The sequence below is a fragment of the Azospirillum sp. B21 genome, assembly GCF_008364825.1.
In the GTDB taxonomy this organism is placed as follows: domain Bacteria; phylum Pseudomonadota; class Alphaproteobacteria; order Azospirillales; family Azospirillaceae; genus Azospirillum.
In genome coordinates, this window is the sequence record NZ_VTTO01000010.1 from 117,144 (window position 1) to 135,957 (window position 18,814).

Annotated in this window: 15 protein-coding genes; 8 read left to right on the top strand and 7 right to left on the bottom strand. The window is 67.7% G+C overall.

Features of this window, described 5'->3' with window-relative positions:
- Window positions 1-13: 13 nt before the first annotated feature.
- The 3 genes from FZ983_RS22235 to FZ983_RS22245 all read right to left on the bottom strand — a co-directional run bounded on the left by FZ983_RS22235 (window position 14) and on the right by FZ983_RS22245 (window position 5,321).
- On the bottom strand, window positions 14-388 hold the full coding sequence (locus FZ983_RS22235) for an EamA family transporter (RefSeq protein WP_149225670.1): 375 nt from the start codon (window positions 386-388) through the stop codon (window positions 14-16).
- A 41-nt stretch (window positions 389-429) separates the two neighbouring features.
- Complete coding sequence (locus FZ983_RS22240) at window positions 430-3,336, bottom strand: UbiA family prenyltransferase (protein ID WP_149225671.1); 2,907 nt, start codon at window positions 3,334-3,336, stop codon at window positions 430-432.
- A gap of 641 nt (window positions 3,337-3,977) precedes the next feature.
- Window positions 3,978-5,321, bottom strand: coding sequence for a glutamine synthetase family protein (locus FZ983_RS22245; protein ID WP_149225672.1), 1,344 nt, complete (start codon window positions 5,319-5,321; stop codon window positions 3,978-3,980).
- Between the two features lie 168 nt (window positions 5,322-5,489).
- Here FZ983_RS22245 and FZ983_RS22250 point away from each other — a divergent pair, with 168 nt between their 5' ends.
- Together FZ983_RS22250 and FZ983_RS22255 are read left to right on the top strand one after the other, a co-directional pair.
- Window positions 5,490-6,770, top strand: coding sequence for an FAD-binding oxidoreductase (locus FZ983_RS22250; RefSeq protein ID WP_149225673.1), 1,281 nt, complete (start codon window positions 5,490-5,492; stop codon window positions 6,768-6,770).
- Between the two features lie 64 nt (window positions 6,771-6,834).
- Window positions 6,835-7,887, top strand: coding sequence for a hypothetical protein (locus tag FZ983_RS22255; RefSeq protein ID WP_149225674.1), 1,053 nt, complete (start codon window positions 6,835-6,837; stop codon window positions 7,885-7,887).
- A gap of 157 nt (window positions 7,888-8,044) precedes the next feature.
- Here FZ983_RS22255 and smc read toward each other — a convergent pair whose 3' ends face one another.
- From smc to FZ983_RS22275, 3 genes are all read right to left on the bottom strand, one after another.
- On the bottom strand, window positions 8,045-11,506 hold the full coding sequence (gene smc / locus FZ983_RS22265; RefSeq protein ID WP_149225675.1) for a chromosome segregation protein SMC: 3,462 nt from the start codon (window positions 11,504-11,506) through the stop codon (window positions 8,045-8,047).
- Window positions 11,507-11,705: 199 nt separating this feature from the next.
- On the bottom strand, window positions 11,706-12,353 hold the full coding sequence (locus FZ983_RS22270) for a DsbA family protein (RefSeq protein WP_247883912.1): 648 nt from the start codon (window positions 12,351-12,353) through the stop codon (window positions 11,706-11,708).
- Window positions 12,354-12,419: 66 nt separating this feature from the next.
- Complete coding sequence (locus FZ983_RS22275; protein ID WP_109151856.1) at window positions 12,420-12,893, bottom strand: DciA family protein; 474 nt, start codon at window positions 12,891-12,893, stop codon at window positions 12,420-12,422.
- Window positions 12,894-13,053: 160 nt separating this feature from the next.
- Between FZ983_RS22275 and mutY the strand changes: the two genes are divergently transcribed.
- The 6 genes from mutY to FZ983_RS22305 all read left to right on the top strand — a co-directional run bounded on the left by mutY (window position 13,054) and on the right by FZ983_RS22305 (window position 18,010).
- Complete coding sequence (mutY, locus tag FZ983_RS22280) at window positions 13,054-14,112, top strand: A/G-specific adenine glycosylase (protein ID WP_149225676.1); 1,059 nt, start codon at window positions 13,054-13,056, stop codon at window positions 14,110-14,112.
- A gap of 26 nt (window positions 14,113-14,138) precedes the next feature.
- Window positions 14,139-14,858: a DUF1194 domain-containing protein gene (locus FZ983_RS22285; RefSeq protein WP_247883913.1), complete on the top strand. Its 720-nt coding sequence runs from the start codon at window positions 14,139-14,141 to the stop codon at window positions 14,856-14,858.
- A 31-nt stretch (window positions 14,859-14,889) separates the two neighbouring features.
- Complete coding sequence (locus tag FZ983_RS22290) at window positions 14,890-16,029, top strand: FAD-dependent oxidoreductase (RefSeq protein ID WP_149225678.1); 1,140 nt, start codon at window positions 14,890-14,892, stop codon at window positions 16,027-16,029.
- Window positions 16,030-16,057: 28 nt separating this feature from the next.
- Window positions 16,058-16,573, top strand: a complete 516-nt coding sequence (locus FZ983_RS22295; RefSeq protein ID WP_149225679.1) for a hypothetical protein — start codon at window positions 16,058-16,060, stop codon at window positions 16,571-16,573.
- A 155-nt stretch (window positions 16,574-16,728) separates the two neighbouring features.
- Window positions 16,729-17,424, top strand: coding sequence for an OmpW family outer membrane protein (locus FZ983_RS22300; RefSeq protein ID WP_247883914.1), 696 nt, complete (start codon window positions 16,729-16,731; stop codon window positions 17,422-17,424).
- A gap of 151 nt (window positions 17,425-17,575) precedes the next feature.
- The gene (locus FZ983_RS22305; RefSeq protein WP_149225681.1) at window positions 17,576-18,010 is read left to right on the top strand and encodes a CBS domain-containing protein; all 435 of its coding nucleotides are present in this window, start codon (window positions 17,576-17,578) and stop codon (window positions 18,008-18,010) included.
- Between the two features lie 82 nt (window positions 18,011-18,092).
- Here FZ983_RS22305 and FZ983_RS22310 read toward each other — a convergent pair whose 3' ends face one another.
- A complete protein-coding gene (locus FZ983_RS22310) occupies window positions 18,093-18,743 on the bottom strand; it encodes a response regulator transcription factor (protein WP_149225682.1) in 651 nt (216 codons plus the stop codon).
- Between the last annotated feature and the right edge of the window lie 71 nt (window positions 18,744-18,814).

An 18,814-nucleotide genomic window follows, 5' to 3' on the forward strand; every position in this document is an offset into this window, starting at 1 on the left:
CCTGCCACCTCCCTCAACTCTGCGCCGTCAGCACCACGCCAAGCACGACCAGCAGCGTGCCGATCAGGCGGGTCAGGCTCATGCTTTCGCCCAGCAGCAGGACTCCGAGCGCCAGCGTGACCAGGAAGCCCAGCCCGACGAACGGATAGGCCATTGTGACCTCGACCTTCGCCAGAACGGCCAGCCACACCACCATGCCCAGCCCATAGCAGGCGAGGCCGGTCAGGATATGCGGCGTGGCGACGACCGACAGGGCGATCCGCCCGGCCTCCCCCTGCGCCAGGGCGGTCGATACCGCCGGGCTGGACATGCCGATCTTCAGGGAAATCTGAGCGATGGCGGACAGCGTGACGCTCAGCAGGATCAATCCGACGACAGCGATAGGCATGGGAACTCCGGCAGGATGGCGGAAGACGGGGGAGCGGCTGTTCAGGTCCGGCCGAAGACGAGCACGACGGCGCAGACCAGACCTATGGCGAGGCTCCACTTGTCGCGGGCGGCGAACACCACCGGATCGTCGTGCATCAGCCCGCGGTGGGTCTGCAGCCACACCCGCCCGATCCAGAAGAGCAGAAGCGGGCAGATGATCCACAGCACCTGCGGCTGGTCGTAGACGCGCCCGACCTCCGGGCTGTTGATGTAGAGGGCCATCACCAGCACCGAGAGGAAGCCGGCGGAAACGCCGATGGATTGCAGGACCGGCATGTCGGCGGTCAGGTAGCCGCGCCCCTCCGCCTGCCCGAGCCCGAGTTTCACCATGCTGTCCATCTCCGAATAGCGCTTCACCATCGCGAGGCTGAGGAAGAGGAACATGGAAAAGGCCAGCAGCCAGAAGGACGGGACGATGGCCGTCGCCGTGGCGCCACCCAGCACACGCAGCGAATAGAGCCCGGCCAGCAGCATCACGTCCCAGATCACCCGGTTCTTGGCGAACAGGTTGTAGAACAGCGACGAGGCGGCATAGGTCGCCAGCGCGGCCAGGAACAGCGGCGGCAGGGTCAGCACCGACAGGACGAGGCTCGCCAGCAGCAGGCCGGGGATCAGCGACAGGCCGAGGTCGAGCGGCAGGTCACCCGCGGCGAAGGGCCTCCGGCACTTGCGCGGGTGGCGCCGGTCGGCGGGCAGGTCGAGCAGGTCGTTCAGCACATAGATGCTCGACGCGCACAGCCCGAAGGCGAGGAAGGCCGCCACCGCCTGCAGGGCCGGCCCGATCTCGCCCAGCTTCTGGCCAGCCAACAGGGGCACGAAGACCAGAAGGTTCTTCAGCCACTGGTGCAGGCGCAACGCCTTCAGGATCAGCAGCAGGCGCGGCCGGCGCGGGGTTGCGATGGTCTCGATCGGGCACAGGGTCGCGGCATGGCGCACCACCGCGGCGGACGCATCCACCGCGATGCCGCGGCGGGCGGCGCGCCAGACGGCATAGTCGGCCTCGTCATTGCCGATGTAGTCGAAGGCCCCGAACGGCACCTGCGCCCGGATTGCCTCCAGTTTGCGCTCGCTCTTCAGGTTGACGGTGTCGCTGCTGGCGAGGACCTGATCGAACAGGCCCAGATGGCGGGCGATGGCATCGGCGTAGCGGTGGTGTGCCGCGGTGGCCAGCACCAGCCGGCGGCCGCGTTCGCGCTCCGCCTGCAGCCGCTCCAGAACGGCTTGGTTGTAGACCAGACCGGCCGGATCGATGTCCACCCGCCGGGCCAATTCCGCCTTCAGCCGCGCTTTGCCCCCGGCCAGCCAGACCGGCACCAGCAGCGCGGTCCAGGGCCGCGCCTTAATCAACCCGAACAGCGATTCATAGAGCAGGTCGGTCCGCAGCAGCGTGCCGTCGAGGTCGACGAACAGCGGGGGCTCCGCCGCGACCGGTGATGCCGGCAGTTCGACCGCGGCAGCCGGAGCAAAGGCCGCGACGTCGGTAGCGGGAGCGGGAGCGGGAGCGACAGCACCGGCAACCGCGTCCACACCTCTTTCGGCAGTCCCTCCCCGGCCCGGTCCGGGCATTGCGGTGCGGTCATGCCGGCCGGTCAGCACGCACACCAGCCCCAGCAGCATCAGCGTGGCGAAGAACAGGTAGGACTGCAGGATGTTCAGCGGCGTCGCGGCCAGCGCATTGACCGGCCAGAACAGCAGATTGCCGGCCAGGAAATAGGCGGTCGCCAGCAACACGAAGGCTCCCGCAGGACGCCTCACGCCGGGCTCCAGCAGGATGAGAAAGGCCAGCGCGAAGGCCGGCAGCAGGATCCCGTAATGATGCACCCAGGCGACCGGAGACCCGGTGGTGAAGCAGACGCCGGCGACGGCGAAGGCGGCGATCCGGTCCGTGCCGCGGTCGCGGCGGCGCCACAGCAGGCCGAAGGCGAAGAAGGCGATGCCGGAAAGCTGCGTCGCGATATGCACCACGGGGTGGTAGGGGGCGAAGGCCTCCGCCGACCAGTCCAGATTGTTGCCGTTGTGCAGCAGGCGGTTGACCAGCCCGTTGACGGTTTGGTTGACGTGATAGCTCTCGCCGTGACGGCCGATGAACAGCAGCACGTCGAGGTAATCGATCATCGGCGCGAAGCCGTAGAGCAGGGTCGCCACCGCCACGCCGGGGACCACCACGGCCGCCCAGCCGGCCGCCATGCGCCAGTCCCCCCGCAGGACCGCCCAGGCCAGGAACAGCGACATCTGCGGCTTCATCAGCGTCGATGCGCCGAGCAGCGCGCCGCACAGCGCCCGGCGGTCGCGCAGCAGGGCGATGCAGGCGAAGACGAAGGCGGCATTCAGCCAGACCTGCACCTGCCCCAGCGAAAAGGCCTTCAGCACCGGATAGAAGCACAGGGTCGCGGCGAAGCCGAACCCACCCAGCAGCACCTGGGTCAGCCGGTCGTCCCGCACGCCAGGCAGCCGCAGCCATGCCGCCATCTCCAGCATCAGGATCGCCATGCCGGCCGCCGTCGCCAGCACGAACATCAGGTTGATGCGTGAGAACGCCGCGAGAGTCAGGATACCGGCCGCCTGCATCGCCTCCAGCGGCAGAAGCGAGGTCACGGGATACTGGAACTTGATGCGCTGCTGGAAGAACACGCCTTCATAGACATTTTCGCCGGGGCGGTCGTGCAGCCAGTTCAGCGCCGCGATCATCGGATCCCACGAATCGACCGGAACCAGATCCTGGTTTTCCAACACGAACAGATTCTGGATGTCGGTCAGGTTGCTGGCATGGCCGCCACGGTGAAGCGCCAGCCCGAGCAGGCCGGTGGTCAGCACGACGAACAGCAGCGCCAGGACGACGACGCGCTGGATCCGCCCGGCTCGATGGACACCTGTTGGAAGGGATGTGATCGCGGGCTGCATGCTCATACTTGGCCATCCATCGGTTGCGTCGAGACGATGCGTTTCCGCCGGTTCGACAAGCCGGCAGAGCAAAGAGGGCGCACACCACGGCGACGCGGCGCGCAATGCCCACGGCAAATGCGGTCGAAAGGCTTGACTGTTCTCAAGGTAGATAACAAATTGGCCACTGCGGCATCACCGGGTGGCGCTGGCGCTTCCTTTTTCAGACCAACTGTATGGCTGAAAAATACATCACTGTTTTATTTTGAAAGTCTTCGATTTCGTGTGCGGTCGCCCATAATCGAGATATCGGCAACCTCGCGTTTTTCTGCTTTCTGCCCACGACCGGGCAGCGCGGACGTGGAAAGCCGCGGCACCGGGCGCCTGGACGGGGTGGGAATGCCTCCCCACCGGGTTAAGACTTGGGCCGGGATGGGCCGGGATGCGCCCGCAGGGTGGAGCGTTCCGCCGGATGTCGGGAAAATCCGGGTGGATGGACTCACGGAAGGAGAATTGGCCGGCGCGAAGCGGCAGACGGCGGTCGCCCTCGGCCAACGCGGAGATGCGCAGGAAGCGGTTTTCGGATACGTAGAGGGGCGGTCTGCGGGAACCCCCGCCGGCCGCCCCTGTCGTCTACCGGGCCCCTGTTGTCTACCGATAGGTTCGGATCAGACGTTCAGCAGCAGGTTCTCGCGTTCCCACGAGCTGATGACGCGGTTGTAGGCCTCGTACTCCGCCTGCTTCACGCAGGTGACGGCATCGATGAAGCGTTCGCCGAGGATTTCCTTCAGCGGCTTGCAGGCGTTGAACTTGGTCAGCGCCTCCGACTGGTGGCGCGGCAGGGTGAAGGCGAGGCGATAGGCGGACCCCTTGATCGGGTCGTTCGGCTCCAGCCCCTGGGTCATGCCGATATAGCCGCAGGCAAGCGACGCGGCGATGGCGAGATAGGGGTTGGCGTCGGCGCCTGCCACCCGGTTCTCCACCCGGCGGGCGTCGGGCTGCGACACCGGCACGCGCAGGCCGGTGGTGCGGTTGTCGCGGCCCCAGTGCACGTTGATCGGCGCATCGGAGTTCGGAACCAGCCGCCGGTAGCTGTTGACGTTGGGCGCCAGCAGCGGCATCGCGTAGGGCAGGTATTTCTGCAGGCCGGCGACATGCGACATGAACAGGTCGCTGTCGGTACCGTCGGGGTTGGAGAACAGGTTGCGGCCGCTGTCGGTATCCACCACCGACTGGTGGATGTGCATGGCGCTGCCGGGTTCGCCCTGCATCGGCTTGGCCATGAAGGTGGCGTAGATCTGGTGGCGGATCGCCGCCTCGCGCGCCGTGCGCTTGAACAGGAAAGCCTGGTCGGCCAGTTCCAGCGCGTCGCCGTGGTTGAAGTTGATCTCGATCTGGGCGGCGCCGGCCTCGTGGGTCAGCGTGTCGATGTCGATGTCCTGCTTTTCGCAGAAATCATAGACCGCTTCGAAGATCGGGTCGAATTCGTTGACCGCGTCGATGCCGAAGGCCTGCCGACCGCTTTCCATCCGGCCGTTGCGACCCACCGGCGGCACCAGCGGGTAATCGGGGTCCTTGTTGACCTGGACTAGGAAGAATTCCAGTTCCGGCGCCACCATCGGCTTCCAGCCGCGCTCCTCGTACAGCGACAGGACGCGCTTCAGCACATGGCGGGGCGAGACGTCGACCGGGCGGCCGTCGGCATAGACGCAGTCGGTGATGACCTGCGCCGTCGGTTCGTTGTACCAGGGGACGAAGCGGATCGTGCGTTCGTCCGGGATCATGTAGATGTCGGAATTCTCGTCCGACGTGATGTCCTCGTCGTCGGGAAATTCACCGGTCACGGTCTGGACGAAGATCGCCTCTGGCAGGCGCAGGCCGCGGTCGCGCAGGATGCGGAGGAACTTCTCGGCGGGGACGATCTTTCCCCGCGCGATGCCCGACATGTCGGGCACCAGGCATTCGACTTCGGTAATGCGGTTCTTCTTGATGAAGTCTTCCATAAAACCCATGGGTATGGCGGACCGCTCCGGGCGATGGGCAGCCCCCTCCGTGCTGTGGACGACAGCGACACTATGACGCCGTTCCAGCGGGCCGCGCCAGAGGGTTCCGCATGACCGTTCGGTGAAACATCCGCCTTTCCGTTGACCTCCCCCATCGGCTGGGACTTAACTGCGGCCATGCCGAAAGCCTCATACCTGAACAGCTGGTACGCGGCCTCCGCCGCCCCCCGTGCCGACCGCCCGATCCTGGAGGGGGACGTCGCCTGCGACGTCTGCATCGTCGGCGGCGGCTATACCGGCCTGACCGCGGCGCTGGAACTGGCGGAGCGCGGCTTCGACGTCGTGCTGCTGGAGGCGGAGCGCTGCGGCTGGGGCGCTTCGGGCCGCAACGGCGGGCAGATCATCACCGGTTACAACAAGCCGATGGCAACCATCGAAAGCTGGGTCGGCCGGGAGGATGCGCGCCGCCTGTGGGAGTTCGGGGAGGAGGCGAAGACCCAGCTGGCCCAGCGGGTGGAGCGCCACGCCATCGCCTGCGACCTGACCTGGGGCTTCGCCTATGCCGCGCTGAAGCCCCGCCACATGCAGGACGTGGCCGCACTGGAGCGCGAGATGCGCGACGGCTATGGCTATGACCGGGTGCGGCGGCTGGACGGCGCCGGCATCCGCGAGCATGTCGGCAGCGAGGCCTATATCGGCGGCCTTCTGGACGAGGGCAGCGGCCATCTGCACCCACTGAACTACGCGCTCGGCCTCGCCCGCGCCGCCGATGCCGCCGGGGTGCGCATCTTCGAGCACAGCCGCGCCATTGCCATGGACAGCGGGGTGGCGCCCTGGATCCGCACCGGACGCGGGCGGGTGACGGCGAAGCACCTTATTCTGGCCGGCAACGCCTATCTCGGCGGGCTGGCCCCGGCGCTGGAGCGGACCATCATGCCGGTGGCGACCTACATGATCGCCACCGAACCGCTGGGCGAGGAGCGAGCGCTCGCTCTATTGCCGACCAACATCGCGGTTTCGGACATGAAGTTCTCGCTCGATTACTTCCGTCGTTCCGCCGACCACCGGCTGCTGTTCGGCGGCGGCGTCAGCTATTCCGGGGTGGACGCGCCGGGGCTGAAGCAGGCGATGCGGCTGAAGATGCTGGCGATCTATCCGGAGCTGAAGGACGCCCGCATCGATTACTTCTGGGGCGGGCGGGTCGCCATCACCATGAACCGCATGCCGCATCTGGGCCGGCTGTCGCCCACCACGCTGTACGCCCATGGTTATTCCGGCCATGGCGTGGCGCTGGCCGGCATGGCCGGCCGGGTGATGGCGGAGGCGGTCGGCGGCAGCGCCGCCCGATTCGACGTGTTCGCCCGCATTCCCCACACGCCCTTCCCCGGCGGACGGCGGTTCCGCACCCCGGCGCTGGTCCTCGCAATGATGTGGTTCCGCCTGCGCGATCTGCTGTAGTCTGCGGGGGCAATCCACATTTTCTCCCGCCCCGCCCTTCCCACGCCGAGTACCGCCCCCGCCCATGACCGACACCTCCAGCAGCGACGAGACCACCCCCTCTTCGGAGACCGCCCTGGCCGCGGATGCCGCCCCGGACGCTGCGGTCGCCGAAAAGGCCGCGCAGGAGAATGTGCTGGTCCAGCCGATGCGGGACACGCATTTCGACTTCCAGCACAAGGTGTTCAGCCTGCCCGGCGCCTTCTTCTGCCAGGAGCCGAACAGCAAGGAGCCGGTGCTGAACATCCTGCTGGGCGACCTGAAGGCGACGCTGGCTTTCCCCACCCTGATGGAATCCTTCCAGATCGAGGACGGCACCCACGACGCCCGGCTGCTGGAGGTCATCGAACAGGGGCTGGCCTTCGTGAAGCAGATCCGGCCGGGCGAGGAAATCCCGGGGGAACTGCTGGACGGCCGCGCCTCCTGGTCGGTGGAGGACAAGCACCGCATCATCGCCAAAGGGCGGCTGACCGTGCAGATCGTGTCGTCCTCCACCGGCAACGAAATGATCGTGTCGGACATCGACGAGCTGGAACAGCTGGTCGAGGATCCGCAGACGAAGGAGCGGATGAAGGCCGCCTTCGCCAAGATCGCGGAGCGGCTGAAGCTGACCAACAATGCCGAACAGTATCTGACCGACCGTGTCGACGATCTGGCGCAGGAGCTGTCCTACATCGAGGCGTTGCGCGATCGCTTCAAGCACATCCGCCGAATCGATCAGGCGATCGCGAAGCTCGCCACCATCTACCGCACCGACCGCACCTTCTGCAGCGAGTTGAACCGGATGCAGGGGCTGATCCGCAAGCCCTTGCGCGAGTACGACCTGATCTTCGATCAGGCCGACGCCCAGACCGGCGACATCGTCGGCGCGCTGCGCAACTTCCACCCCACCATCCAGTTCATCCGCAAGATCCGCGACGATCTGCGCGCCAAGCTGCTGGAATGGGAGGAACTGCTGCAGGGCTGGGACGAGGTCACGATGGAACGCTCGCCGAAGGTGGAGGCGTTGCAGAAGCAGACCTACCGGTTCCTGGCAAGCCGCTACATCGAGACGACGGTGTGGAAGCGGGGGGGATGAGGGTTGTGAGGTGTCGGGGGTGCGGAGTTAGACCCCCACCTTAATCCTCCCCCGCTGGGCGGGGGAGGAGACAAGTGCTTGTTCGGAAAGGCCGCGGCAGTCCCTCCCCCGCCCAGCGGGGGAGGATAGGTGGGGGTCTAACTCCGCACTCACCCCCTCAAGCCACCCCCCGCAATTCCTCCGCCCGGCTAAGATCCACGCTGACCAGTTGCGACACCCCTCGCTCCACCATGGTCACGCCGAACAGACGGTCGACGCGCGCCATGGTCAGGCGGTGGTGGGTGATGATGAGGAAGCGGGTGTCGCCTTCGCGCGCGATGTCCTCCACCAGATCGCAGAAGCGGCCGACATTCGCCTCGTCCAGCGGGGCGTCGACCTCGTCCAGAACGCAGATCGGCGCCGGGTTCGACCGGAAGACGGCGAACAGCAGGGACAGTGCGGTCAAGGCCTGCTCGCCGCCCGACAGCAATGAGAGCACCTGCAGCTTCTTGCCCGGCGGACTGGCGTAAATCTCAAGGCCGGCGTTCAGCGGGTCCTCGGCATTGACCAGCTCCAGATAGGCCTTGCCGCCGCCGAACAGACGGGTGAACAGCTCCTGGAAGTCGCGGTTGACCACGTCGAAGCTGGCGACCAGCCGTTCGCGCGCCTCGCGGTTCAGGCTGGCGATGCCCTGGCGCAGGCGGGCGATGGCGGCGGTCAGGTCCTCGCGTTCGCCATGCAGGCCGGTGATCTGGGTTTCCAACTCCTCCGCCTCGATCTCGGCGCGCAGGTTCACCGGCCCCATGTTCTCGCGTTCGCGCGTCAGCTTGTCGAGCCGGGCTTCCACCGCCGCCGCATCGGGCACCGGTTCGGCGGGGTCGAGGTCGGCGGCGGCGCGGGTGTCCTCCGGCCGGCAGTCCAGCCGTTCGGCGATGCGCTCCGTCAGGGTGCGTTCCTGCTGGAGGGCGGCGGACACCGCAGCCTCGGCACGGGCGCGGGCCTCGCGGCCGTCAGCCAGCGCCGCTTCCGCATCGTGTAGCGCCTGTTCGGTCTCCGCCAGCCGGGACTCGGCCTCGGCCAGCCCATCGGCGGCGCGCTTGCGGTCGCGCTCCGCTAGGGCGATCCGGTCGAGCAAATCCTGACGCTCCGCCGCGATCTCGGCCGGTCGTCCGGAAAGCTGGGCGAGTTCCCCTTCGGCCTCGTCTGCGCGTTGACGCAGCTCCGCCACCCGTCCCCCGGCCCCGGCGGAGCGGGTGTCCCACGACGTGGTTTCGGCCTGGATGGCGCCCAAGCGCTGGCGCCGGGCCTGTGCCTCGCGCGTCAGGCGGTCGACCGCATTCTGCCTCTCGGCCAGCACGGCGCGGCGTTCGGCCAGTGCGGCGCGCTGGTCGTTCACCCGCTCCCGCCCTTCGCGCGGGTCCGGCAGCGACTCCAGCAATTCCAGCGCTTCGTCACGGCGGGCGGCCGCATCGCGCTCATCGGCGGCGAGCCGTTCGACGGCCTCCGCCAACGCCGCAAGGCGCGAGGATGCGGCATCGGCCTCGCGCGCCAGCTTGGCGTGGCGGTCGCGGGCAGCGTTCAGCGTGACGAAGCCCTCGCGCACGGCATCGCGGGCACGGCGGTCGGCCTGAGCCGCCTCTTCGACCGCCAGTTTCGTGGCTTCCAGAGTCTCGCGCGCCAGATCGACCCGTTCCTCGGCAAGCTCCAGTTCGCCGCGCAGTTCGGCCAACCGGTTGCGCTGTTTCAGGCGAACGGCAGCGGCGGTGGGGGCACCGGCCTGAACGGTCAGCCCGTCCCAACGCCACGCGCCGCCGTCCCGGCTGACCAGCACCTGCCCCGGCGCCAGCGTCGCGGCCAATGCTCCGGCAGCGGCGGCATCGTCGACCACCCCGATATGGGCGAGCGCTCGGGCGGCAGCCCGCGGCCCCTCCACACGGCTCGACAACGGCTCCACCCCATCCGGCAGCGGCGCCACCGCGCGATAGGCCGGCAGCGTGCGCCAATGCACCGGCGCTTCCTCGTCCAGCGGAGCGGTCAGCGCATCGCCGAGCGCGGCGGCCAGTGCCCCCTCATAGCCGGGCGACACCGCCACCGCGTCGACCAGCGGCGGGAACGGCCCGCCGGCTCCGGCCTCCAGCAATTCCGCTAGCGCGCGCTCCTCGGCATGCAGCTTGGCACGGGCGGACTCGGCGGCGGACAGCGCCTCGCGGGCGCGGGATTGGGCCGGTTCGGCCTCCGCCTTCGCCTGTTCAGCGGCCTCGGCCGCCTCGCGCGCCTGCTCCAGCCGCTGTTCGGCGAGTTCCACCGCAAGTTCGGCGTCCGACAGGTCGGCGCGCGCGGCGATTTCCGCCTCCAGGGCAGCGCGCTGGGCCTGCTGCTCCGCCAGCCGCTTGGCGAGGCCGGCGGCGCGGGATTCCAGTTCGGCGGCCTGACGCTGGGTGGCGGCGCGGCGGGCCTCGTCGGTGGCAACCGCTTCGGTCAGGCGGGTCAGTTCGCGGTCAAGGGCATCGACCTGCTCGCGCGCCTCGGCCAGCGCCTCCGACGCGGCTTCCTCAAGCATCTCCTCGTCGGCCTGTGCGGCGATCAGGCGGTCGCGCTCGGCCATCAGCCGGGCCAGCGCCTCCCCGGCATCGGCGGCCAGCGCTTCCTCACGGCCGAGGTCGCCGGCGATCTGGCGCAGCCGGGCCTCCAAGGCGCGCTGCTGGTCGGCGACGCGCTTCTCCTCGGCGTCCAGCTGCTCGCGGGCGATCACCAGCCGTTGCAGGGCGGATGCCGCGCGCGCCTCGTCCTGGCGCTTCTCCGGCAGGCCGGCGGCGGCTTCCGTCCGGCGGGCGGTCAGCTGGTTGACGGAGAGCATCCGGTCGCGCACCGCGGCCTCGGCTGCTGCGAAGGCGGCATGGGCGCGGGCGCGCTCCTCCTGGGCGGCGATCCAGCGCAGGTGCCACAGCACGGCTTCCGCCTTGCGGATCTGGTCGGACAGGTTGCGGTAGCGGGATGCCTGCCGCGCCTGCTTCTTCAGGCTTTGCAGCTGGGTGTCCATCGCTCCGATGACATCGTCGAGGCGGGTCAGGTTGCCCTCCGCCGCCTTCAGCCGCAACTCTGCCTCGTGCCGGCGGGAATGCAGGCCGGTGATGCCGGCGGCCTCCTCCAGCAGGGCGCGGCGGTCCTGCGGCTTGGCGGAGATGATCTGCGCGACCTTGCCCTGGCTGACCAGGGCCGGCGAAGCGGCACCCGACGCGTTGTCGGCGAACAGCAGCTGGACATCGCGCGCCCGCACCAGCTTGCCGTTGATGCGGTAGTCGGAGCCGGAGCCGCGCTCGATCCGGCGGGTGATCTCCAGTTCGTCATGCTCGTTGAAGCCGGCGGGCGCGGTGCGCGACCGGTTGTCCACCGCCAGCGTGACCTCTCCGAGATTCCGCGCCGGACGGCTGGAGGTGCCGCCGAAGATGACGTCGTCCATGTCGCCGCCGCGCATGCGCTTGGCCGAGGTCTCGCCCATCACCCAGCGCAGCGCCTCCACCAGATTGGACTTGCCGCAGCCGTTGGGGCCGACGATCCCGGTCATGCCGGGTTCGATGACCAGTTCCGTGGCATCGACGAAAGACTTGAAACCTGACAGGCGGAGACGCGTGAACTGCACTGGGGACGAACCTTTGGTGTACCGGGCTTAAGACAGCATGGGCATTGGAAAACTGTTGCCCCCTCCCCGACCCTCCCCCGCTTCGCGGGAGAGGGAGTTGAGTGCTAGAGCGGCGGCAGTCCCCTCTCCCGCGAAAGCGGGGGAGGGTTAGGGAGGGGGCATCACCCCTCTTGCAACCGTTGGAGCTTCAATGAAGCGCTTACTTCAGCAGCTTGTCGATTTCCTTCGAGAACTCCTCGAACGACTGGGCGCCTTCGATGCGGGCCTTGCCGTCGTTGAGGATGAAGGTGGGGGTGGCTTCGATCTTATATTGGTTCTGGCCGGTCAGGCGGGTGTTCAGGATGGCGTCGGCCAGCTCCTTGTTGGCGAGGCAGGCGTCAATGGTCTCCTGGGTCATGCCGGCCAGCTTGCCGTACTGCGCCAGCGCCTTGGCCGGATCGGAGGAACGGCTCCAGTTCGGCTGGCTTTTGAACAGGACGTCGGTCAGCGGGAAATACCGCTCGGGCGGGGCGCAGTGGGCCAGCATGCTGGCGCTGAGCGCGGCCTGATCGAAGGGGAAGTCGCGGAAGACCAGCTTGGCCTTGCCGGTGTCGATGTAGGCTTCCTTGATCTTCGGCAGCACGTTGACGTGGAAATTGGCGCAGTGCGAGCAGGTCATCGACGAATAGTCGAGGATCGTCACCGGCGCCTTCGGGTCGCCCATCACGCGCTCGGCCATCATCTCCGAAACCGGCGGCAGGGTGGCCGCGGCCTGTGCGGCCGTGGACGCCGCGGTCATGGCGGTGCCGAACGCGGCGGTGAAGCCGATGGCCAGAAGACCGGCGATTCCCAAAATTTTGCGGTTCACTTTGCCCTCGTTCCTACCAGATGTTGACGTATAGACAATGACGCACCGTTGCGTCCAGCAAGCCGGCTATCGCGCGGCGCGTTTCGGCCGGGCCATCAGCGAGCGGCCGAAGCGTTCCAGCGTGGCGCGCAGTTCCTCGTCCTCGATCGCGGCGGTGGTGGTGGTGATGCCGATCTCCTCGTCCATGGTCAGGGCGCGGGGGCGCACCACCGGCGATGGCGTGGAGGGCAGCGCCGCATGGATCAGCTTGATCTTCGCCACGGCGCGATAGCCGAAGAAACTGTTGATGCGCTCGATGATCTGCGGTTCCAGATGCTGCAGTTCCAGCGCGATGGCGCCCATGGCGCGGATGTGCAGCGTCGCCTCCTCCCGCTTGCCGCGGGGAAAGCTGAGCTTGTCGGGTGCGGTGCGCAGCGAAAGCTGATGGCCGACGATGGACGGCCAGTCGGTGATCAGCGCGCCGAAGGCAAGTCCGCGCTTGCCCAGCACCTTGCCGGCGACCTCCGGAACGGATTGGCCGATGCGACGCGGTCCGCTCATGCTCTGCGATCACTCCTGTGCGGCTCCGGTCCGGGAACCGGTTCCGGGTCATGTGGGATGGCGGCACCCTAGCGCAAGCGTGGGCCGATGCCCAGCTTCCGGCCGGGGATATCGCCAGCTCCCTTCCCCAGACGCTCCCGGCCCTCTATTTCTTCCCATCATGATTTCAAATTCGATCGAGGCCGCCCGGCGGCTGTTGTCCTGGTACGACCGCCACCGCCGCGACCTGCCCTGGCGCGCCAAACCGGGGGAGACCGCCGATCCCTACCGGGTCTGGCTGTCCGAGATCATGCTGCAGCAGACCACCGTGCCCGCCGCCGCCCCTTATTTCCGCAGCTTCACCGAACGCTGGCCGACCGTGCGCGATCTGGCCGACGCGCCGCTGGACGACGTGCTGGTGGCCTGGGCCGGGCTCGGCTACTACGCGCGCGCCCGCAACCTGCACAAATGCGCCCGCGTGGTGGCGATTGAGCATGGCGGGCGGTTTCCGGGCGACGAGGCGGCATTGCTGGAATTGCCGGGCATCGGCGCCTACACGGCTGCCGCCATCACCTCCATTGCGTTCGACCGCAAGGCCACCGTGGTGGACGGCAATGTGGAGCGGGTGATCGCCCGCATCTTCGCGGTGGAGGACCCGCTGCCCAACGCCAAGCCGACTCTGCGGCGGCTGGCCGCCACGCTGACGCCGGATTTCCGCCCCGGCGACTATGCCCAGGCGATGATGGATCTGGGCGCCACCATCTGCACCCCGCGCAAGCCGAAATGCATGCTGTGCCCCTGGGCGGAGTATTGCGAGGCGCGCGCCTCCGGCATCGCCGAAAGCCTGCCGCGCAAGGCGGCCAAGGCCGAAAAGCCGACCCGGCGCGGCGTCGCCTATTGGCTGCTGAACCCGGAGGGCTCCGTCCTGCTGCGCCGCCGGGCGGAGGAAGGTCTGCTGGGCGGCATGGCGGAGGTGCCGTCGACCGCCTGGGGACCGGAACTGCCCGACGAGGCGGCGGTCGCGGCCCAACAACCCCTGCCCGCGCGCTGGCGCCGGCTGCCGGGACTGGTCCGCCATACATTCACCCATTTTCACCTTGAGCTTGAGGTGGTCGCCGCCCAGGCCGGTCCGGACTGGCAGCGGGCCGCTGGAAACTGGGTGCCGGTGGACCGACTGGGCGATCAGGCGTTGCCGTCGGTGATGGTGAAGGTGGTGCGCCACGCACTCGCCAATGCGTAACCGGCCGGATGAGTGATGGAGTGCCGATGGGAATGCCGCGTGCCGTGACGACCGTCCTGTTCGTCCTCCTGGCCTTGACCGGGTTTGCGCAGGCGGACCCGCCCGAGAAGGAGGGACAGGCGGGAGTGGCGCTGGTTCTGGCGCTCGACGGATCGGCCTCCATCACGACCGGTGATCTGGAATTTCAGCTGCAGGGACATGCCGCCGCCTTCCGCGATCCGGCGGTGGCCGAAGCGCTCGCTTCGGCACGGACGCGGGTGACGCTGGCCGCCTATTCGGGGCCGAACAGCCTGAAGGTTCTGATCCCCTGGACGGCTCTGGCCAAGCCGGAGGATGCCGGGCGCTTCGCCGACCGTATCGACGCCCTGCCCCGCGGCTTCCAGGGCGACTCGACGGCCATCGGCAGCGCCATTCTGGAGGCGGCGAAGCTGTTCGACCGCGGCGGCAAGGCGCCACGGCAGGTGATCGATCTGGTCTCCAACGGGTTTTCCAACGGCGGGATCGACCCGGCCGAGGCCCGCGACCGGGTGACGAAGCGCGGAATCATCGTCAACGGCCTCGCCATCCTCGACGAATTCTCCTGGCTGGAGGAGTATTTCGAGGAGAGCGTGATCGGCGGTCCGGGAAGCTTCGTGAAAAGCGCCATGGACAAGGACAGTTTCGTCGCAGCCCTGCGGCAGAAGCTGATCCTTGAAATGGTCGCCCTGCCCGATCACATGCCAAGCCAAAGCGCCGCCATCCCATAGGCGGCCGATAAGACTCTGAGGAGCGGGACAGTTGGAAAGCGTCGATTTCCTGGTGGTCGGGGCCGGCATCGCCGGCGCGTCGGCGGCCTATGAGCTGGCCGCGCAAGGCCGAGTGCTGGTGTTGGAGCGCGAATCGCAGCCGGGCTATCACTCCACCGGCCGGTCCGCGGCGCTCTACACCCAGACCTACGGCCCGGCGCCGATCCGCGCCCTGACTGTGGCGAGCTGGGATTTCTACACCAACCCGCCCGCCGGCTTCGCCGAACACGAACTGCTGACGCCCCGTGGCGTGCTGATCATCGGCCGCGACCACGAGATCGACCGGTTGGATGCAGAATATGAGCAGGGCCGCCGCCTGACGCCGTCGGTCGAGCGTTACGACCGCGAACAGGTCCTGGCCCGGGCACCCTTTCTGCGTCCGGATTATGTGGCCGGCGGCGTGTGGGAACCGGATGCCCGCGACATCGACGTCCATGCCCTGCATCAGGGTTATCTGCGCGGACTGAAGGCGCGCGGCGGCCGGGTGGTGACCGATGCCGAAGTGCGAGCGCTCGCTCGCCGAGACGGCCTTTGGGTGGTGGAGACCAGCGCCGGCAGCTTCGCGGCACCGGTGGTGGTGAACGCCGCCGGGGCCTGGGCCGACGAGTTGGCGAAGCTGGCCGGAGTCGCCACGGTCGGGCTGGTGCCGAAGCGGCGCACGGCCATCACCTTCGACCCCGTTTTCGAGCACCCGGCCGACAAGGCGGGGCTGGACGGCTGGCCGATGGTGTCAGACGTGGCTGAAACCTTCTACGTCAAGCCTGATGCCGGCCGCCTGCTGGCCTCCCCGGCCGACCAGACGCCGGTCGAGCCCTGCGACGTGCAGCCCGAGGACATGGACGTCGCCCTGACGGTGGACCGGCTGGAACAAGCGTCGCGATTCTCCGTTCGGAGATTGGCCCACCGCTGGGCCGGGCTGCGCAGCTTCGTGGCGGACAAGGTGCCGGTTGTGGGGTTCGCGTCCGATGCGGAAGGGTTCTTCTGGCTGGCCGGCCAGGGCGGCTACGGCATCCAGACCGCGCCGGCCATGGGACGGGTGGCGGCCGGGCTCGCCACCGGACGAGGCCTGCCGGAGGATGTCCGGGCGCTCGGTGTCGCCGAGTCCGACCTGTCGCCGGCCCGGCTGCGGTAAACGACTGCGGGATATGGGGAGGCGTGCGATGGCTGTGCGTCGGATGATGGGGCGTCGGATGGCGGAGAGCGGGCCGGCCCACCCGCTTCTGACGGTGGCGTCGCTCGCCGTCGCCGGGGCTTTGGCCGGCTGCGCCAACCCGGCAGCGGACGAGGCGCTGGTGGCGCAGACCGCGCTGATCGGCCTGCCGAAGGAAACCTTGCTGTCCTGCGCCGGCGTGCCGGAACGTCAAGCCACGGTCGACAATCGCGACTTCTTCACCTACCGCAGTTCCCGCCTGGTGTCCTACCCCAGCCCGCCGCCGCTGGGTTATTACGGCGGCTGGGGATGGCCCCATTACGGTTACGGCTATGGCTGGCCGGCATATGGTTATGAAGTCAACAGCTTCGACTGTGAAGCAACCTTCAGTTTGAGAAACGGTGTCGTCGAGCGCGTGGTGTATGGTGGCGCATCGGGCGGATCGGCACGACTTGGCCAATGCTATGCCATCGTCCAGAACTGCATGGCGCTGGTTCCGCAGCGAACGATCAAACCAAGCCCTTGATTTCCCTGTCCATGCGACAACTCGTCACTGTTGCATAGCTGCTGCACAAGGAGAGGAAGGGTTGTAGCCCCCTAGTACCCGTACACAGTGTCTGGTAATAGCTCCATCGGCTGATGCCACAGAACAGCAACAACGCATTGCCTGGAGCAGACCCCATGACCATCCTGTCGCGCGCCGCCGCCGCCCTGCTGGCGACCTCGGCCCTTGTCGCCATCGCTTCCCCGTCGCTCGCTCAGGACTTCAAGGGCAAGTCGGCCGGCGACATCGTCGTCCGTGCGCGCGGCCTGGCCGTGCTGCCGCAGGAAAAGGGCACGCTGAACAGCCCGCTGGGCGACATCGGGTCGGCCAAGGTCGGCAACGACTACATCCCCGAAGTCGACTTCTCCTACTTCTTCACCGACAACATCGCCGCCGAGCTGATCGCCGGCACCAGCCGCCACAAGGTCCGCGGCAACCTGCTGCCGGCGCTGGGCAACGGCATCGATGTCGGCAAGGTCTCCCTGCTGCCGCCGACCCTGACGGTGCAGTACCACTTCATGCCGAAGGAGCGCATCAGCCCCTACGTCGGCGCCGGCATCAACTACACCCTGTTCTACAACGAGGATGCGGCCAACAACCCGAATGCCGGCGGCCTGCGCGTCACCGACGTCGAGTACAAGAACCGCTTCGGCTGGGCCCTGCAGGCCGGTGTCGACGTCGCCCTGACCGGCAACTGGTCGCTGAACGTCGACGTCAAGAAGATCTTCCTGAAGACCGACGTCACCGCGACCGTTAACGGCGCGCTGCCGGTCACCTCGAAGGTCACGCTGGACCCGTGGCTGGTCGGCGTCGGCATCGGCTACCGCTTCTAAGAACGGGTTTCGGGACCAGTCCCGGACATCCGGAAGGCGGCCTCTCCCATCCGGAGAGGCCGCCTTTTTCTTTGAACAATCTGTCTTGCAGATTGTACGCGCATCCCCATGATTCCAGTATCAGGGTCATCGGAAGGGAGGCCGTACAGCCATGCATGTTGCAGCCGTCTTGAAGCGCAAGGGCAACCGGATCGTTTCCGCCGCACCGGACGATTCCGTGGCCGCCGTCACCCGCCTGCTGACCGAGCACCGGATCGGCGCCGTGCTGGTGATGGACGACGATGGCCAGCCGGTCGGCATCCTGTCGGAACGCGACATCGTGCGGGCCATCGCCCGCGACAGCGCCGCGGCACTCGACCGCCCGGCGGCGGACCTGATGACGCGTGACCTGATCACCGCCACCCCGACCGACACCGTCGCCGACATGATGGCGGTGATGACCGAACGGCGCATCCGCCATGTGCCGATCGTCGACGCCGGCCGCGTCGTCGGTGTCATCAGCATCGGCGACGTGGTGAAGGCCCGCATCGACGATGCCGAGTTGGAGGTCGAATCGCTGCGCGGCTATGTGGCCGGAATGGGCTGAGGCAAACAATCCATCCCAAATGCGAAAAGACCCGCCGGGGCAGCCCGGCGGGTCTTTTCGCATCGATGTCCGGAATGCGGCTTTACGCCGAATGCGACTGCGGGAAGGCCATGGCCGCCTGGGTACGGTTGCGCACTCCCAGAGACTTGAAGATCGCGGTCATGTGGATCTTCACCGTGCCTTCGGACAGGCCCAGCTCATGGGCGATCTGCTTGTTCGACTTGCCTTCGCGCAGGCGGTCGAGCACCTCGCGCTGACGTTGGGTCAGCAGCTGCTCCAGCTGCGGGTCGCTCGGCGGCATCACCGAACCGCCGCGCTGGTCGGGTTCGATCCCCTCGCGCAGAACCGTCGCCGGCACATAGACGCCGCCGGAGAAGATCAGATCGAGCGCGCTCAACATGATCTTCACGCTGGACGATTTCGGGATATAGCCGGCGGCGCCGTTCTCCAGCGCCTCCCGCACGTCGGAATGCGCCTCGGACGCGGACACGACAACGACCTTCGAATTCGGCTGCCGGTCGCGCAGCATGCCGATTCCGGAAAAGCCGGGCCAGCCCGGCATGCGCAGGTCGGTCAGGATCAGGTCATAAGCCTCATCCTTGACAGCCGCCATGTCCAGAAGCTCGTCGAAATTGCTGGCCTCCGCGAAGGTAGCATTTTCGCGCAGCTGCTCAAGCAGACGGCGAAGACCTTCCCGGAACAGGACGTGATCATCACCGATCAGGATCTTCATCGCTCAAACTCCCGAACCATGCCTGCCCCTCCGAAAGTCGCCCCAGAGGCTTGAGAAAAGGAGGGGGCTGT

Excerpts from the sequence above, each read along its gene's own strand:
- FZ983_RS22255 (WP_149225674.1), top strand. The coding sequence starts at position 6,835 with ATGACCGACACCTCCAGCAGCGACGAGACCACCCCCTCTTCGGAGACC.
- FZ983_RS22300 (WP_247883914.1), top strand. The coding sequence starts at position 16,729 with ATGACCATCCTGTCGCGCGCCGCCGCCGCCCTGCTGGCGACCTCGGCC.
- FZ983_RS22250 (WP_149225673.1), top strand. The coding sequence starts at position 5,490 with ATGCCGAAAGCCTCATACCTGAACAGCTGGTACGCGGCCTCCGCCGCC.
- FZ983_RS22275 (WP_109151856.1), bottom strand. The coding sequence starts at position 12,893 with ATGAGCGGACCGCGTCGCATCGGCCAATCCGTTCCGGAGGTCGCCGGC.
- FZ983_RS22235 (WP_149225670.1), bottom strand. The coding sequence starts at position 388 with ATGCCTATCGCTGTCGTCGGATTGATCCTGCTGAGCGTCACGCTGTCC.
- FZ983_RS22285 (WP_247883913.1), top strand. The coding sequence starts at position 14,139 with ATGGGAATGCCGCGTGCCGTGACGACCGTCCTGTTCGTCCTCCTGGCC.
- FZ983_RS22245 (WP_149225672.1), bottom strand. The coding sequence starts at position 5,321 with ATGGGTTTTATGGAAGACTTCATCAAGAAGAACCGCATTACCGAAGTC.
- FZ983_RS22295 (WP_149225679.1), top strand. The coding sequence starts at position 16,058 with ATGGCTGTGCGTCGGATGATGGGGCGTCGGATGGCGGAGAGCGGGCCG.
- mutY (WP_149225676.1), top strand. The coding sequence starts at position 13,054 with ATGATTTCAAATTCGATCGAGGCCGCCCGGCGGCTGTTGTCCTGGTAC.
- FZ983_RS22305 (WP_149225681.1), top strand. The coding sequence starts at position 17,576 with ATGCATGTTGCAGCCGTCTTGAAGCGCAAGGGCAACCGGATCGTTTCC.
- FZ983_RS22310 (WP_149225682.1), bottom strand. The coding sequence starts at position 18,743 with ATGAAGATCCTGATCGGTGATGATCACGTCCTGTTCCGGGAAGGTCTT.
- FZ983_RS22240 (WP_149225671.1), bottom strand. The coding sequence starts at position 3,336 with ATGAGCATGCAGCCCGCGATCACATCCCTTCCAACAGGTGTCCATCGA.